Raw genomic sequence first — 17500 nt, 5'->3', positions numbered from 1 at the left:
TTTTTACATAAACTGAGACTTATCTAAACCTAGCCATTCTAATGGCGAATTACAGTAAATATCTTCGATTTGTTTATTTGATAATCCCATATCCAGGATATACTTACCTATCTCAAGATCTCCTAATGGAAATGGATAGTCACTACCTAAAGTAATTCTCTCAGTACCTATTCTATCGATGATATATTTTAATAAATCCGGATCGTGTGTAATACTATCCACCCAAAACTTACCCAGATAATTTCTAGGATTATTCTTATTATCAATAGCCACCAAATCTGGTCGGCAATTAAAACCATGCTCCAATCTTCCAATGGTTGGGATCAATGAACCTCCGGCATGTGAAAACATGACTCTCAGTTCCGGGAATTTATCAAATACACCTCCAAAAATCATAGATGCAGCAGCACGCGCAGTTTCTGCAGGCATTCCTACAAGCCAGGGCAGCCAGTACTTTCTGATCTGATCAAAGCCCATCATATTCCATGGGTGTACCATAATAGCTAAACCTAACTCCTGACATGTTTTCCATATAGGATAAAACACCTCTTCATTTAGATTCAAATCATTGATATTCGATCCAATTTGAATTCCAGCCAGACCAATCTTCTTGATCCTATGTAATTCCTTTACCGAAAGATCCACGTCTTGCATAGGTAAGGTTCCTAATCCGATATAATGTTTAGGATTATCATGTACAGTTTGCGCAATATCATCATTTAAAAACTTCGCCACTTCATAGCCGTGCTCTGGCTTAGCAAAGTATGCAAACAATACTGGTACGGTACATATCACCTGAACTTGAGTGCCAGACTTTTTGTAATCATTGATTCTAGTATGCGCATCGAAACAATTTGGCTCCACCGTTCTAAAAAACTTGTCACCTTGCATCATGTCCACATTATCATCATGATCGTGATGATGTAACATTATAAAACCTTCATACCCAAATTTCTTAGCAAAATCAGGAATATGGCGGGGCATGATGTGCGTATGGGTATCTATCTTTAATCCCGTATAATCTGTCATCTTATTTTTTCTAGTGGTGATTAATTATTCTACAAATCGTGGATCAGTTTCCATCATATGTCCACACTTATCACATGTTCTTAAATCTTCAGAGGCATAGTACTCTTTAAACCTTGGTAAAAAGTCTCTTTCTACATTTTCTAAAGGAAAGAATACTTTATGCAAATTGTTGTTACAGTTATCGCAAAACCACATCAATCCATCCTTTAGATCGCCACCTCTTTTTCTTTCTATCACTAATCCAACAGTATTTTCACCTCGCATAGGTGAATGTGGAATTCTGGCAGGTAAAAGGAACATTTCACCTTCTTTAATCGCCACATCAACAGCTTTACCGTTTTCCTGAATTCTTACATTGATATCTCCTTTTAATTGAAAAAACAATTCTTCTGTTTCGTTAAAATGATAATCCTTCCTCGCATTAGGTCCACCAACAATCATTACAATATAATCACCGGAATCTACATACAAGTTTTTATTACTCACTGGCGGCTTTAATAGGTCTTTATTATCCTCTATCCACTGCCATAAATTAAAAGGTCTTGCTACTGCCATTTGAATTTGTTTTATGTCGGTAAAAGTAAGGAAAGGAATCGTTTTTTCTGGACTAGTTTAATAATCGGTCAGCAAAAAATATATTCTTATTCTCATTCACTATTCTATTCTTTACTTCTTCTGTTACATTTGTCCGTACAAAAATCAAAAACAATGAATCTAGATTTAACTGGAAAACGTGCTATGGTGTGTGGAAGTACACAGGGTATAGGACGTGCTGTTGCAGAAGAATTGGCACAAATGGGCGCGGAGGTCATTTTGGTTGCTCGAAATAAAGAAAAACTGGAAGCAGAAGTAGCAAAACTACCAGCAAACGGTGTTCAACATAGTTACTTATCCGCAGACTTCTCTGATCCATCTGCACTAAAAGAAGTAGTTGATCAATTTATTGCTGATGAGAAACCCGTGCATATCCTGGTAAATAATACAGGTGGACCTGCTGGGGGACTCGCTATTGATGCCAATCCTGAAGCATATAGAGTTGCTTTTAATCAGCACCTTATCGCTAACCAAATTCTCGCGCAATCTCTAGTACCCGGAATGAAAGATTATGGTTTTGGTAGAATTGTGAATATCATTTCCACTTCGGTAAAAGCGCCATTAAACGGTTTAGGTGTTTCTAATACCATTCGCGGTGCGGTAGGTAACTGGTCTAAAACATTGGCAAATGAATTAGGACAATATAACATCACAGTAAATAATGTTTTACCTGGTGCTACGAATACAGTCAGATTACAATCTATTGCGGAAAATAAATCTGCTAAAACCGGACAATCTACAGATGAAATATTGGCTCAAATGGCTGCTGCTGTTCCGATGAAAAGAATCGCACAACCAGAAGAGGTTGCAAATGCTGTCGCATTTTTAGCTTCTCCAGCTGCAAGCTACATCAACGGAATCAATATTCCTGTTGATGGGGGCAGAACTCCATGTTTATAAAACAAAAAAGCCATCCCCAACTTTGTTGGGGATGGCTTTTCCATATATTTTTTTCTGCTACAAGATTTTCCAACCCACAGATAACGTAACCATGCTATTGGAAAGTGTAGTATTACTATTTACATTTTGTAATTCATAGTAATCACCAATGGCACCCTGATATCTGATATCAAATAAGAATAATGGGATATCCAATGACAATCCGGCCGTTGCTGAATAATACGCATCCTTATAGTTGATTTCTTTTAAGTCCCCGCTATTTCCTGTTACGAAAGAAGGAATTAAACCTGCATTCACTCTTAGCTTCACTACTTTCAAATCAATTAATTTATAACCGATCATCAGTGGTATATCAAACGAGTTAAAACTCACTTTAGTTGTTCCCGAGCTGGCATCAATGATTTCTGCTTTCTTATTTGCAAACAAAGCTTCACCCTGAAGACTAATTTTCTTTAACTTAATTCTTACAAATCCACCTCCAAGCAATGATGTTGTATTCTCAATACTCAAATTCAATGAATCTGACGAAAGGCTATTTAGGTTGTAATTACCACCGACCTTTAATCCAAAATTTACTTGAGAAAATACTGGTGAGATCAAGAAAACCAGCACAATTGCGAATACAAATTTCATTTTATTCATAACATTTATGTTTTAAGCGCTGCAAATGTATTTTCTTTATAAAATACAGCAACTGCAACAGACGCTTTTCTATACGCAAATGTTATGCCTTTTTCACAATTAGTTTGAAACCTTTACCATGGACATTGATAATCTCCAGGTTTGTATCTGGTCTTAAATACTTACGTAATTTGGTAATATACACATCCATACTACGTGAATTAAAATAGCTATCATCTCCCCAGATCGCTTTTAAAGCAAATTCTCTTTCCAGCACCTCATTCTTATTCTGTGCCAGAAGTTTCAACAATTGAGATTCTTTGGATGTAAGTTTTTCAGAGGTTTCTCCGTTCACTAATGTACGTTCATTAGGATTGAAGTTGAACATTCCCAATTGAATATCCTTGATATTCTCATCATCTATTACATCACTTTTTGTTCTTCTCAGAATTGCATTAATTCTCAAAAGCAATTCTTCCATACTAAATGGCTTAGTGATATAATCATCCGCACCTAATTTAAAACCTTCGATGGTATCTTCTTTCATAGACTTCGCAGTCAAGAAGATAATGGGTACTTTACTATTCAATTTTCTGATTTCCGTAGCCATAGTAAACCCATCTTTTTTAGGCATCATCACATCGGAAATTACCAGATCATATTCTCTTTTTGTAAATGAATCAAACCCTTCTTGCCCATCCTCGCATAATTTCACATCATAATCTTTAGCTCTCAAATATTCGGCTAAAATTGTCCCTAAATTTGGATCATCTTCAACTACAAGTAATCTGAATTTTTGCATAGTATTAATTTTCTTGTTCCGGAGAATTTATTTTTTTACTGTCAATAGGTAAATAGATGATAAAAGTAGAACCTTTTCCCAAAACACTCTTCACATCCACGTGTCCCTGGTGTCTGGAGACTATTGTTTTAACATAATTTAAGCCCAAACCAAAGCCTTTCACATCATGTAGATTACCTGTTGGTACCCGGTATAATTTTTCAAAAACTTTCTTGACGTGCTCTTTTGCAATTCCTATACCATTATCGCTCACACGAATCGCAATTTGGTTTACTACATTCAGAACCTCAATTTTAATCTCCGGATTTTCTCTTGAATATTTTATAGCGTTATCCATTAAATTATAGAGGACATTAGTCAGGTGTACACGATCTCCAACGAAATCATAAAATCCGGATGGGTCCACATCAACCTGAACATTGCCGTTCTTTTCTTTAATCTTGATATCCATTTTACCCACCACCTCTGTTACCAGTTGTGCAATGTTGAGTTCTTCCTGTTTTAATTTAAAGGCACTTCTATCTAAAGCTGCACTTTGTAATACCTCCTCAACCAACATCCCCAAACGCTTGTTTTCCTCATTAATCATTCCCAGATAACGCTCTAAAAGATTTTTATTACTCGACATCGCTGGGTCATTTAAAACCTCCACCGCTAAAGAAATTGTAGAAATCGGTGTTTTCAACTCATGCGTCATATTATTAATAAAGTCATTCTTAATATCAGAATTTTTCTTTTGAGTAATAATAGCCTTCACAGTCCAGTAAAAAATATATATGATGGCAAGTACAACGAGTAAAGAAGTCAACAACATAAACACAGTTGATTGCAGTACAAATCCTTTTTCTTTTGGGAAAAAGACTTTGAGGTAACCCGGTTTACCCATCACATCATTTTTAAATAAACGGACTTTATAATGTGAATCTTGAAGTTTGGTACTCAACTTCTGTTTGTTTCCGAATCGATAAACCCCATTATAATCGAAAACCCCAAATTCAAAATCGATTTTTATACCTCTTTCAAAGAATGCCAAATGCAGCAAAGAATCCAAAAACAAAGAATCAATGCGATCTTCTAATTTCTCCGTAGAGTTAACTCGTGTCAAACTCTTCGCAATTTCACCGATGTAAGCATTTTTCTGTGCAATTCTCTCTTCTATCTCCTTGTTTAAAGAGATCCCTCGATAAGAATGTCCAGTACTTCCAAATGACCAAACACCACTCCCAGTCTCTTTCTCCGTTCCAAACTCAGGTAAAGTTCTATCTTGAATTTCTTTAGAATCAGCTACTCGAACACCATCTTTTTCTTCTGTGATAGATACCTGAACCTCTTCCCCATCCTGTACATAACGTTCAATCATCATGTACTCATAATTGGTATCTCCTCCAGCAGTATTTATTTTCTCTTCTGCATGATCATCTATAAACAAGTATCTATTCTGTTCTTGAGCCTGAATTAATGTTGCAGCTTCGTAGCGCATCAGATAATCTGAAACAGATTTTAGGGCATCCGCAACATTTCTAGAGAATTCTTCTTTTCTTAGCTCAACGGAACTATGAACCCAATAATACTGCATGGCGATCAAAGCAATAACCGCAGATGCAATCGCAAAAATGAGTACCTTAATAATATTCTTCTGCATGAACACACAAAAATAAGCTTAAAGCCAACGGGAATACGGGTTTAACGAAATTTAACATCCATTAAGTTTTGATTAACTCCATGAAAAGAACACCCATTTAAATTTGTTGTCAGCTACCTCGGTTATTTCTTATACTAAAACATCAAGACCATGAAATTCATATTTAGAATTAGCTTTATTATGCTTTCCGTAGCTTTAGTCCTCTTTTCTTTTAAAAAGCCAAGTCAAAAAGTGCCAAACATAACTCCTATAAAATCATCTCAACTCATTAAAATTTCTTCTGGTTTTGGGATGCGAACTCATCCTTTGACCAAAGCTGCTAAAATGCATACAGGAATTGATTATGTTGCAAAAATGGGAACTCCGGTTATGGCCACAGCTGATGGTAAAGTTGTTAAAATTGAACACAAGAGTACAGGTTATGGTAATAACATTATTCTTAAACACGCCAACGGGTTCAAAACAAGATATTCTCAGTTAGAAGACATTAAAGTAACCTTGGGTCAAAAGGTAGCTCAAAAAGATATTATTGGAACTGTAGGTTCCTCAGGTACTTCTACAGGACCACATTTACATTATGAAATTGAACTTAACGGCACAAAGGTTAATCCTGAATACTATATCAATAATTAACGATTTTTCAGGTTGACGAAAAAGGAGGGTATTGGACAGCCCTCCTTTTTTTATTCAAAATATTTTTCGGAATACGATTTGCTTATTTTTGCATCTCTTCAAACTTGATACTATGTCCAGATTGATTTTCTTCGTTAGTGTTTTTATGATGCCTTTGGTTATTTTTTCTCAAGAAAATAATGCATGGAAATCATTTCCTGCTGCTCCTGATACAAATACAGTGAAAACCGGGGAAGGAATCTTAACAGATACCCTGTCCAACACCGTTGAAAAAGCCTTGGAAGATTCAACCCGTGGACATTTAAAATCTAATGTTCCAATCAAAGTTCAGGAATTAAACGAAATTTATACAGAGCAATCTAAAAACAAACCTCAGATTAAAGGATATACCGTACTTCTTTACTCTGGTTCCGGGGCAAATAGTAAACTAAAAGCCCGAAATATTTTACTTGAGTTCAATGAGAAATTTCCGGATTGCAATTCAGCATCTCATCTTACATGGAAAAGTCCAAATTATGAGGTAAGAATTGGTGATTATAGAACCAAATTAGAAGCAGAAAGACTATTGCAAAAAATCAAAGAAGAATTTCCTACAGCATTTGTAAAAAAGGCCATGATTGAGTTGCCAGCTCTTAGACCTGAAGAAGAATCTGAATCAGAAGAATTAGAGGAGAAATAGATTTACATACTATCTTTTCTCATCTTATAAATAAGCCCAACCGCCAATAACGCTACTAACATATATGGGAAGGCCATGAGGTAAACAATACCATTATTAATTCCCGCACCTTTTCCTGAAATATCACTTTCGACTACCGCACGACACATGCTACATTGCCCAAAAGCTAATTGGTTAGACCAGACAAAAATTGTTACCAGAAGATATTTAGACCACTTTGAACACATATTGAGACTCATTCTGTCTGCAAATTTAATAATATGGTTCTATCATCATATACACAATGATCCCAGTCAAAGAAACGTATAACCATATTGGATAAGTCCATTTTGCAATCTTCTTATGCTTCTCAAAATCGCCTTTTAAAGCTCGTGCAAATGTGATTAATACCAATGGAGCCAACCCAGCCGCTAATATGATATGCGTAATTAATATGATAAAATAGATCCATCTGATGATTCCCTCGCCTCCAAATGGTGTGCTAGGCACTTGCGAATGATAAATAACATATCCAACTAAAAAGAGTGCACTCATAGCCATCGCGCCCATCATAAAACCGCGATGCACCATCTTTTTACCATTTCGGATCGCTACCAAACCAAACACCAGAGCTAAAAAACTAGCTCCATTAAAAATAGCATTCATGAATGGTATGGACTTTACCATTTCTGATGCTCCGTCACCTTTTGGCATAATATATAAAATGGCCACTGCTACGGGCAATACAATAGCTATTAACACAATCCAACCCGTGTACTTACCTTCTCCTTTCAAAATAGTCCTCCCTTTTTTTACTTGCTTTTTGGTATTCTTCTAATCGAATTCGCTTAATCACATCAATTATGGTAGACTGATCTACATATTGATTCCCATCTAAAAACCCTCGAATATGTTTATTCTTATCCACAATGACAATAGTGGCCATTCCCGGAGCATAAGGTTTTTGTATTTCATCATACTCAGAATTCACCAAAAGTCCATTATGAACAAAGTCTTCCAAATAATTAGAATCTGCGGTTACAAAAAACCATTGATCTTCTTCGATATTAAATGGCTTAACATACTCTTTAACTTCTGCCAATCCCCAATCACCAGGTGTCAGATTAATCGACACGTATTTGATATCTTTCTTATCGAAAAACCGCTCAGTTACCGCCTTAACCAACAATGCATTTCTAGCACTTGAGTCACTACATTGCAAACAAAAGAAATTGTAAAGAATGATATTCCCATCTAATTCATCCATGGAAATAGAGTCTCCCAGATGATTTAAAAATTTAGCATTAGGTACCTGATAAACCAATGAATCGGTTGATGGTCCATAATATTCCATCTGGCCAATATGATGCTTCCCGGTTGTAAAAATCACATATAAAAGTGATGGAAATAACAATATCACCAACACGATTATCACCTTTGTAACTTTATTATTCCCCATGATCGCTTACAAACTTACGTGTAAAAAATAACCGCTAGCTCAAAGAGAACTAACGGTTATATATAATATTATTAATTTCTATAATACTTAGATTGCTGTATCCGCACCTGCTTCCACTAATAAGAAGAACAATAAATACAACAAGAAGAAAATATACGGTGCCAAAATCAACCATCTTAATGGTTTTCTTTCATCACCCAAGTGCATAAATATCATAATGATATAAGCTGCCTTTACTACCGTTAATCCAATGTAAGCAATCTTAATCATATCCCAGATCGCTTGTGCACCTAAGAAATCCGTCTTTTTTAAGATGATACCCATGGTTACCTCAATAATGGTAATCACAGAAAGAATAACCGTAACCTTATAAATTTCTTTACGTTTCTTTACACCTTCTTCTTCGCTATGGTGTGCTCCTAATGAATACTCTATAATATCGTCTCTTTTCATAATATTAATGTTTTATAAGGTTTATACCAAGTAGAAGAATGTGAATACAAATACCCAAACAAGGTCAATAAAGTGCCAGTACAAACCAACTTTCTCAACCATTTCATAGTGACCGGTTTCTTCGTAAACTCCTTTTCTAACACGTAATAAAATAATCAGGTTAATGATCACACCACTCAATACGTGAGTTCCATGAAAACCTGTAATGAAGAAAAAGAAATCTGCGTACAGCGGTAAACCATATTCATTTTCTGTAAGGTTTGCCCCATGAACTACTCTTTGAGTCGCTTTAATATCTTCAGCTGCTGCTCCTTCAAGTAATGATCCATCTCTCAACTGGATGATCGTTCCTTCTTCATTCATAATTCTACCCATGGTACCATCACCCATATCGTATGCTCCATACTCAGAACCGTGAATAAATGTTGACCACTCCCAAGCTTGAGAACCTAAGAATACAGCTCCACCAATTACCGTTAAGAATAACCATTTAGTTACACCTTTCTTATCCATTCTATGTCCAGCTTCCACAGCTAAAACCATAGTTACAGAACTAATAATCAGGATAAACGTCATAAATGCCACATATAATAATGGCAACTCAGTATGATGAAAGAATGGGAAGTGATAGAAAATATTTTCCGTAATTGGCCAAATATCTCCAAAATAAACTCTCATAAACGCTAATGCACCAAGAAACCCGGTAAACGTTAATGCATCTGAAATCAAAAAGAACCACATCATCATTTTACCATAGCTAATGCTAAATGGTGAGCGTTTTCCTGCCCAAAGTTCTGCTGTTGTCAATTGTTGTGTAGCTTCTCCCGCCATAATTGATTGGGTATTTTATTTATTTAATATAAAGTAAAAACATAAGTAAAAACATCCATACACCTGTAAGGTAATGCCAATACCAGGAAGCCAATTCGATTCCTAGCTTATCTTCAGCTGAATATTTACCTTTTAGGCCTTTAATAGATGTTATCAATAAAGAAATATTTCCTCCAAATACGTGTGCCAAATGCACAATAGTCAGCACATATAAAAAAGAAGAAGAAATACCGGAACCGGAAAAATAAAATCCCTGATCCATTAAAATATTGTAGGCATCAAACTGAGAATATACAAAGGCCAAACTCAAAACAAATGTTGAAATTAAACCTATTTTAATTCCTGTTTGATTATTTTTTTTTGCAGAAACATCCGCAAAAACCAAAGTAATACTGCTCAATACGATAATTGCTGTACTGTAGTAAAACTGCATCGGTAGTTCAATACTTAACCAATCAGAATCTGCCTGACGTACCACATAAGCACTCGTCAATGAAGCAAATATCATGGACATTCCGGCCATAGCTACCCATAAAAGAGGCTTTGCCGTTTTTGAACGAATTATTCCTTGTTCTTGTATGGAAATACCGCTTGCCATTACATTAAAAATATCTTGTCAAACATTAATGCCAATTGCACTAAAGGCAAATATGCAAAAGAAGCAAACATAACCTTTAAAGCCATCTTATCATCTTTTGTTTGAACTAATTTCATAGAATAGTATACCATCCACAATGCCAACAAAGTAATCAGGACTGCAGAGTAGATACTTGTTTCTCCAAAATAATATGGTAATAAACCCGCGGGAATCATTAACAATGAAGTTAATAATATTACCCAGGCACTAGCTTGATCTCTTTTCCCGTTAATCGGTAAAAGTGTAAAACCACCTTTTTTATAGTCTTCATCTAACTTCCACGCAATACTCCAAAAGTGTGGTAATTGCCAAGCAAATTGAATTATGAACAAGATTCCCGGAACCAAACCAAATTTACCAGTAACAGCCACATAACCCAATAATGGAGGAATCGCACCAGGGAAAGCTCCAATAATTACAGCCCATGATGTTTTACGCTTTAGTGGAGTATAAATTCCCGCATACATCAACATCGCCAAAGCACCTAATAAACCTGATAATGGATTCAAAAAATACCATAACATAAAAATTCCGGTAATCCCTGTGATAGCCACCACCATAAATCCTTCCATCACACTCATCTGTCCTGATGGAATAGGACGGCTACTGGTTCTATCCATTAATTTATCGAAATCTTTCTCAATAATCTGGTTCATTCCATTAGAAGCTCCTGTTACCAAAAAACCTCCTATAGAAAGCACAATCAAACTCACCATACTCACTGATGGTGCGGCATATACATAAGAAACTACTGCTGAAAAAACAACCAAAGAAGCCAAACGCATTTTCGTAAATGCGGCATAAACTTTTAATTTAGCTATGAGCGAAGCTGAGCTAGCTACAACTGCTCTCGATTTAGTGATCATATTGATTGCCTTGATTGACTAAGTGCAAATCTATAATTATTAGACAACGAGACAAGTATCAAAATAAAAAATTGAATGAATAATTGCCCTATTTCCGGATATCGTAAAGCCAAGTATAGCTTTATAACATTCTAAATATCTCAGGATTAAAATCTAATTTAGATTTAAACTAAATTAGAAGTCCCAATCTTCATTAAATATTCCAGTCCGAATTCCTATTCTAGCCCAGAAAATATTATTCTCCGTTGAACCTATTACTTCATTATATCCAGACAGATTTGCTTCCACACGAATATTGGCTTTTGCACTTAATAAATACGATGCTTTTAAATTAAATGTAGTCAATGTTCGCTTAACTCCCTGTCCTACTTCTATTCCATAATCGCCCGGGCGTTGATCGTAAGATTTAAAAATATTAGCACCATAACTCACAGAATCCACATCCACTCCTTGCATTAAATAAGTAGATTTCAACTCTACGTAAAATTTGTTGACATAATAACTGGCAATAAACACACCCTCATTAAAATTCGCTCCACTTGGGTGTGCCAATGGTTGATTATAATTACCATAAGCCTGTCCCGCAGAACGATGACTATAAGTGTATGGTCTTACTCTATTGAACTCCGCTTGCAAAGTCAGCCTATCCACATGGAACGCATTGTAATATTTTACACCTAATTGTGTTCCGTATTTATTTCCCCACCAACCATTACCAGCTCTAATCTCGCTTAGCAAGAATTCATCTAATAGTAATTGCCCGTATAATTTTATCTCATTCGTTGCTTTAAACCCAACATTCAATCCCATTAAAGCATTATCAGCAGAACCCAAACTAAACTCAACTGGTCTTAAAAATATAATAGGGTTTAAATAGTATGGGTCAAAGCCTCTATCAACAACCGAATCCTGCCCCATCCATTGAATGCTTTCAAATAATCCAATACTCCATCTTCTCTTAATATTGATGGATAAATAATGCGCAGTAGAATATTTTTTATTTGTTACACCTGGAGCGCCTGGCACATTATATATGTCATCCATTTGCGCATATAAGTTTACATACTTAAACTTCCAGATATTGGTAACAATTCTAAAATAATTGTAGTTATTCCCGGCATCACTTAACAACAATGATCGGTACCCATCTCCAAACTTATTCTTACCTCTTCCTACGGTAAAATTGAAGTATTTACCTGGCGAATAACTGATATATCCATTACTATTTTTGTAATGATAACCCATATCGGTGGGCCTTCCCCATCCTTGTCCAGGAACCACTTTCTGATTAAAGATAAACGACTCCACAAAACTCGGAAAACTTGAATGGCTCTCCATCCAATTGATATTGACATCTAATGTTTTACCCAGCATCGCAGAAAAATTCAAACCAAACCCAGTCTGCGTAAAAGTTTTCGCATCTCGTCCCGACTCAAATCCTGTAAGAAATTCACCAATTGGAGAAATGGATAACTTAAGTGGATACTCTTCTGATTTTTTGTTGAGAGTGAAGTCTAATAAGAACTTATCACTAAAAAATTCGCTTTTATACACCTGTCTAAACCACTGTGTACTATCAACATCCTGTGTCTGGTATGGATAAATATCAGGATGAAAATTAGAACCTAAAGTATCTAAATTATTTTGTAGTGGGATATTCGTCTGCCTTTGAAAAGGCAAGTACATCCTGTTTTGTCCAATTAAGGGAGAAATACCCATTACGACAAAGATTACAATCAGATATTTTTTTAGTCTTCTCATTAAAAGTCGTAATACAGATTTCTCAAATTTGTTTTCAATCCGAAGTACACCCAATTAGTTGAGCCCGTAACGGAATGATCTCTATATCTCACCCCGGCATTTACCATAAGATTGGTAATTGGATTAAAAATATATCCCAAATTCGCTTCATAGTTCTGAATAGTTACATCACCAATTGAAGGATTAACCACATCCGCCAAAGAAGCTTTGGCGTATAATAAAAATCTCTTATGTCTATAATTTCCTATTAGAATTACCTCAGAAAAATCTTCCATTTGCTGCACCGCCAGCGGTTGATTATAATGGAAATAATCTACGTAATCATTCTTTACTCCATATACATTACCTCCTACCTGATTGTATTCTGCTTGCAAACTCAATCCTTCAATGCCTAAGACTTCATACAGCTTTGTTCCAACTTGAAAACCTACGCCTTCTTTTTCTAGTCCATAAGATAATTGTCCATAAAACGATGTGTAGGTAAATGGTTTAACAAACACGTTCATCCCTAGAATTGAATTCACCAATGTATCTGATTTCTTTGCGAATGAATTCACAAATGGAACTGGATTAATAAACAAAGGATCAAAATCCTGAGAATACGAGTTTTCATTCCATCTTTCCCATATCACCCCTTCAAAAAGGCCTATTTCCCAGATAGAATTTGGTTTAAAAGAAACATAATTAAAGTTAGCTTGTTTTCTGGCAAACAAATCATCACCTCCTCCACCATGAACTTTAACCAACGTTTGAAGGGCGCTCCAATTTGCGTGATAATTCAATTTATTTTCAAAAAGGCTTAGACCTGCCTGTAAGAATAAAAATGGAGATGAATTGTCAGACAGTAACAACGAACGATAACCATTACCGATGAACATTTTATCCTGTCCAAATTGCAAATTGACATTTTTCGATGCCTGAAAATTGACTATTCCGGTCACCAAAGGATAATCATATCCATTTGTTTTAAAAGGCTTTGCTTTACCTTGTCCAGGAACAGCACCACTTGACAAAATCATACTGTCCATATAAGTTGGAAAATATGACTGCGTTTCATAGAAATCGGTACGGAAATATACTTTTTCAGTAATATTTCCCTGAATTAATATACCTCGCGTATTCGTAGTCACCTGACCATTAGACTTATCATCCAAATCCTTCCCAAATTCGAAGTTCATTAATGGGTCAATAGTTAAATAAAAATCTTTTGCCTGAAGAACCGCCAGGTTTTCATTGAATAGCTTTCTTCCTCCCCATTTTTCACGATGCTTTGCCCCTAATCTTTTCTGAACATGTTTCATGATCGTATCATATTCAGATTTATTTAAGAGAAGCGGTTTATACGAAAAATGGATATTGGTATCTAACTCGTATAACTGTCTATTTACTTCCAGCGCAGTTATCCGATCAAAAGGTAGAAGAATCTTTTGTGCAAATAGTCTTCCGGCACCAATAAATAGTAGCGTAGTTAGAATTATTTGAATAATATACTTTCTCATTCCTGAATCCAATTCTTCTTTATTTTAAATCTTCAACCAGATTCTTTAACAAGCTACTTGCCCCAATTCTAAAATACGCATTATTCAACCATTTTTCTCCAAGTATTGAAGACACCATATTGTAATATTGCATGGCTACATCAGAGGTTGAAATACCTCCAGCAGCTTTAAATCCAACCATTTTACCCGTTAAATCGTAGTGCTCTTTAATCGTCCTACACATGATCATAGATGCTTCCAAACTCGCTCCACTAGCTCCTTTTCCGGTTGATGTCTTCAAAAAGTCTACACCCGCTTTAATGGCCAGTTGAGAAACATGATAAACTTGTTCCAATGTTAACTCACATACTTCCAGTATCACTTTCACGTGTACATCTTCAGCAGCTTCCTTAAAAGCAGCCATTTCATTGAATACACTTTCATAATCACCATCAAGCACCTGACCTCTGTTAATCACCACATCGATCTCATCAGCACCTTGAGCTCTAGCATCTTTTACTTCCTGGACCTTCACGTCCAGACTTGCTTGTCCATGCGGAAAACAAGTTGCGACACATGCTGTGGATATTCCAGTATCTTCTAATGACTTGCGCACTAATGACGTGAAATTAGAAAATACACATATGGCTGCAACTGTAGGTAAACTTCTCTCAGACAAGAATTCTCTACCCGAATTCACAAATTCCAACACCGATTTCGAACTATCAGTCGCATTTAGTGTTGTTAAATCAATACATTGAATTATGTTTTTTAAATCCTGATTTTCATACGAGGATTTATACTGATCATTTTCAGCCAATTGACTGGCTACCCAGCTCTGCAATTCCGATCTGTCCATAGTAAGCATTCGAGGGATAAAAATAAAAAAGCCTGTCCTAATAAATAAGACAGGCTTCAATTATTTTAAGTAATTAATTTTACTGTAATTTAAATACGATTGGAAGATTAAATCTTACACGCACAGGCTTACCTCTTTGCTTACCTGCACTCCATTTTGGCATCGATTTTACTACACGAATTGCTTCTTCATCGCATCCTCCACCGATTCCACGTAAAACTCTTACATCGGTAATCGCACCATTTTTCTCCACAACAAAAGATACATATACTCTACCTTGAATATTATTATCTCTTGCAATAGGTGGATACTTCATATTTTTCCCTAGGAATTCATACATCTTAGCTTCTCCTCCAGGGAACGAAGGATTCGTTTCCACAATTGTAAAAATCTCCTCTTCTGCTACTTCCTCTTCTTCCTCAACCTCTACAATCTCTACAACTTCATCCTCATCAGCTTCAGTATCTTCGATTTCCAGCTCTTCTTCGATTTCCTCATCATCTTCAACAATCTCAATAATTGTTGTCTGAGGAGGAGGTGGTGGTGGTGGTGGTAATTCTTGCTGTGTAATCGGAATCAATTCATCCTCTTCAGCATCAAGAACCAGCTTACCCAACTCGGCAACCTTCTTTTCATACACTTTCCATTCGAAAGATAGTAAAAGCACTGATAAAGCCACGACTGCACCAATCATAAAGTACATTCCCGACTTTCGGTTTACATCTACTTCTGGATTTTTCTTAACTTCCATTTATATCCAATTTTTTGAGTCTGCTAAAATAGCAAGATTTTTATAATTATTACTTACTGTACTTATAATATCGAAAAATTAATAGGGAGCACATAATATACTCTTACTTTTCTACCTGCCTGTTTACCTGGTTTCCAGCCTGGCATAGCAGATACTACGCGTATCGCTTCCTTATCAAAACCATAACCTTCAGGATTCAATACCTTAACATCACTTATCGATCCATCTTTATTTACGATGAATTGAACGTAAAGTTTGGCTTCCAAACCATTTTCCAGAGCGAACTTCGGATATTTAACATTTTTACCTAAGTACTCATACATGGCTCTCTCCCCTCCTTTAAACTCAGGCATCACCTCAGCTATATTGATTGGAATATCTTCTTTATCCAAAGGCTCCGGTTCATCCCATATTCCCGGATTTGGGTCTGGATCAGGATCAGGTGTTGGTTCTGGAATAGGGTCTGGCTCCGGGTCAGGCATTGGAGTAGGTTCTGGATCTGGAACTGGCATGGGCTCTATAGGCTGAACCGGTGGTGGTGGCAACACTTTTTTCTTTGGAAATGTTAATGGAGGTAATTCATCCTCATCCATTTCATTAATAATAGGGTCTGGCAACTCATAAGTATGATACTCAAATGTCTTGTATTCAAAAGCAAGCAGGGTTGTACTGAGCGCAACAACTAATCCGATGAGGAAAAATTGTGGCGATTGTTTTCTAAAATCTTTTTTGGGCGACTTCTTTCGTTCCATGTCTTAAAGTTTTTATTAGGTCCATAAATAAATTGAAACAGAATCCATCCGATGATACTACCAACCGAGTTAGCGATAAAATCAGAAAATTCTGTGGACCTAGAAACAAATTCCGTGCCTTGAATTATTTCTACCATTCCACCATAAAAAATGGAAACTATTAATCCCCAGAACACTGGAGATTCTTTTAAGACATCAAACTGCGTTTGACGTACATTACCTAATATAAGAAGAAATGAAAATGTACTATAGAAGAAAAAATGTATAACCAAATCAAGGTTGGTTATTTGCATTTTAGGGAAGTTACTACCGGGTAAAAAACTGAGCACTGCAATAAGCAGTGCCCAAAATATTGTGATTTTATTTTTACTTAGATACAAATCCTTATCCAGCAATCAAAGCTTCATATGCCGCTGCATCTAAAAGCGCTTCTAATTCTGAAGGATCAGAGATTTTTACTTTAACCATCCAACCTTCGCCATAAGCATCGCTATTTACAGTTTCCGGAGCATCTTCTAAAGCTTCATTAAACTCCATCACTTCTCCTGAAATAGGCATGAACAAATCCGAAACAGTTTTTACGGCTTCAACCGTACCAAATGTTTCTTCTTTATCTAATGTATCTCCTTCAGTATCTACTTCCACATAAACGATATCGCCTAGCTCTCCTTGTGCATAATCAGTAATTCCGATTGTTGCAACATCACCCTCTACTTTAACCCATTCGTGGTCTTTACTATACTTTAAATCTGCAGGTACTCCCATTATATCTAG

General features: G+C 36.0%; 22 protein-coding genes. 3 read left to right on the top strand and 19 right to left on the bottom strand.

The genetic code is table 11. From position 1 onward, the window contains the following. Positions 1–3: 3 nt before the first annotated feature. Complete coding sequence (locus KFE94_08630) at positions 4–1029, bottom strand: amidohydrolase (GenBank protein UTW68163.1); 1026 nt, start codon at positions 1027–1029, stop codon at positions 4–6. A gap of 24 nt (positions 1030–1053) precedes the next feature. After that, positions 1054–1584 (bottom strand): 3-hydroxyanthranilate 3,4-dioxygenase, encoded by a 531-nt coding sequence (locus KFE94_08625; protein ID UTW68162.1) that lies wholly within the window; start codon positions 1582–1584, stop codon positions 1054–1056. Positions 1585–1737: 153 nt separating this feature from the next. On the opposite strand from KFE94_08625, the gene KFE94_08620 reads away from it, so the two are divergent. Then, complete coding sequence (locus KFE94_08620) at positions 1738–2523, top strand: SDR family oxidoreductase (protein ID UTW68161.1); 786 nt, start codon at positions 1738–1740, stop codon at positions 2521–2523. A gap of 57 nt (positions 2524–2580) precedes the next feature. Here KFE94_08620 and KFE94_08615 read toward each other — a convergent pair whose 3' ends face one another. The 3 genes from KFE94_08615 to KFE94_08605 form a co-directional block, all read right to left on the bottom strand. After that, positions 2581–3165 (bottom strand): PorT family protein, encoded by a 585-nt coding sequence (locus KFE94_08615; GenBank protein ID UTW68160.1) that lies wholly within the window; start codon positions 3163–3165, stop codon positions 2581–2583. 82 nt (positions 3166–3247) lie between these two features. After that, positions 3248–3946 (bottom strand): response regulator transcription factor, encoded by a 699-nt coding sequence (locus KFE94_08610; GenBank protein UTW68159.1) that lies wholly within the window; start codon positions 3944–3946, stop codon positions 3248–3250. A 4-nt stretch (positions 3947–3950) separates the two neighbouring features. Beyond that, complete coding sequence (locus KFE94_08605) at positions 3951–5588, bottom strand: HAMP domain-containing histidine kinase (protein UTW68158.1); 1638 nt, start codon at positions 5586–5588, stop codon at positions 3951–3953. Positions 5589–5738: 150 nt separating this feature from the next. Between KFE94_08605 and KFE94_08600 the strand changes: the two genes are divergently transcribed. Then, on the top strand, positions 5739–6221 hold the full coding sequence (locus tag KFE94_08600; GenBank protein UTW68157.1) for a M23 family metallopeptidase: 483 nt from the start codon (positions 5739–5741) through the stop codon (positions 6219–6221). Between the two features lie 112 nt (positions 6222–6333). Further along, the gene (locus tag KFE94_08595; protein ID UTW68156.1) at positions 6334–6900 is read left to right on the top strand and encodes an SPOR domain-containing protein; all 567 of its coding nucleotides are present in this window, start codon (positions 6334–6336) and stop codon (positions 6898–6900) included. Positions 6901–6902: 2 nt separating this feature from the next. Here KFE94_08595 and KFE94_08590 read toward each other — a convergent pair whose 3' ends face one another. The 14 genes from KFE94_08590 to gcvH form a co-directional block, all read right to left on the bottom strand. Next, a complete protein-coding gene (locus KFE94_08590) occupies positions 6903–7127 on the bottom strand; it encodes a hypothetical protein (GenBank protein UTW68155.1) in 225 nt (74 codons plus the stop codon). 25 nt (positions 7128–7152) lie between these two features. Beyond that, positions 7153–7593, bottom strand: a complete 441-nt coding sequence (locus tag KFE94_08585) for a DUF420 domain-containing protein (protein UTW68241.1) — start codon at positions 7591–7593, stop codon at positions 7153–7155. A gap of 64 nt (positions 7594–7657) precedes the next feature. Next, entirely contained in the window at positions 7658–8338 is a 681-nt protein-coding gene (locus KFE94_08580) for a hypothetical protein (GenBank protein UTW68154.1), read from the bottom strand. 87 nt (positions 8339–8425) lie between these two features. Beyond that, positions 8426–8791: a cytochrome C oxidase subunit IV family protein gene (locus KFE94_08575; protein ID UTW68153.1), complete on the bottom strand. Its 366-nt coding sequence runs from the start codon at positions 8789–8791 to the stop codon at positions 8426–8428. Between the two features lie 21 nt (positions 8792–8812). Beyond that, the gene (locus tag KFE94_08570) at positions 8813–9622 is read right to left on the bottom strand and encodes a cytochrome c oxidase subunit 3 (protein UTW68152.1); all 810 of its coding nucleotides are present in this window, start codon (positions 9620–9622) and stop codon (positions 8813–8815) included. A 19-nt stretch (positions 9623–9641) separates the two neighbouring features. Further along, entirely contained in the window at positions 9642–10220 is a 579-nt protein-coding gene (locus tag KFE94_08565; protein ID UTW68151.1) for a cytochrome c oxidase subunit 3, read from the bottom strand. Next, positions 10220–11125, bottom strand: a complete 906-nt coding sequence (gene cyoE / locus KFE94_08560; protein UTW68150.1) for a heme o synthase — start codon at positions 11123–11125, stop codon at positions 10220–10222. Before cyoE ends, KFE94_08565 begins: the two co-directional genes overlap by 1 nt. Before the next feature lie 174 nt (positions 11126–11299). Then, positions 11300–12886, bottom strand: a complete 1587-nt coding sequence (locus tag KFE94_08555) for a hypothetical protein (GenBank protein UTW68149.1) — start codon at positions 12884–12886, stop codon at positions 11300–11302. Continuing rightward, complete coding sequence (locus KFE94_08550; protein ID UTW68148.1) at positions 12886–14385, bottom strand: hypothetical protein; 1500 nt, start codon at positions 14383–14385, stop codon at positions 12886–12888. Before KFE94_08550 ends, KFE94_08555 begins: the two co-directional genes overlap by 1 nt. Before the next feature lie 19 nt (positions 14386–14404). After that, on the bottom strand, positions 14405–15223 hold the full coding sequence (gene deoC, locus KFE94_08545; protein ID UTW68147.1) for a deoxyribose-phosphate aldolase: 819 nt from the start codon (positions 15221–15223) through the stop codon (positions 14405–14407). Positions 15224–15302: 79 nt separating this feature from the next. Continuing rightward, complete coding sequence (locus tag KFE94_08540) at positions 15303–15974, bottom strand: energy transducer TonB (protein ID UTW68146.1); 672 nt, start codon at positions 15972–15974, stop codon at positions 15303–15305. A 62-nt stretch (positions 15975–16036) separates the two neighbouring features. After that, positions 16037–16726: an energy transducer TonB gene (locus tag KFE94_08535; protein ID UTW68145.1), complete on the bottom strand. Its 690-nt coding sequence runs from the start codon at positions 16724–16726 to the stop codon at positions 16037–16039. After that, positions 16657–17121: a VanZ family protein gene (locus KFE94_08530; protein UTW68144.1), complete on the bottom strand. Its 465-nt coding sequence runs from the start codon at positions 17119–17121 to the stop codon at positions 16657–16659. The genes KFE94_08535 and KFE94_08530 overlap by 70 nt, the downstream gene beginning before the upstream one ends. Next, complete coding sequence (gene gcvH / locus KFE94_08525) at positions 17111–17491, bottom strand: glycine cleavage system protein GcvH (GenBank protein UTW68143.1); 381 nt, start codon at positions 17489–17491, stop codon at positions 17111–17113. Before gcvH ends, KFE94_08530 begins: the two co-directional genes overlap by 11 nt. Positions 17492–17500: the final 9 nt, after the last annotated feature.

It is taken from the genome of bacterium SCSIO 12643, from assembly GCA_024398135.1.
GTDB lineage: Bacteria > Bacteroidota > Bacteroidia > Flavobacteriales_G > Salibacteraceae > CAJXZP01.
Note: the sequence above shows the minus strand (reverse complement) of the source record. Positions and strands in the feature narration are given on the sequence as shown.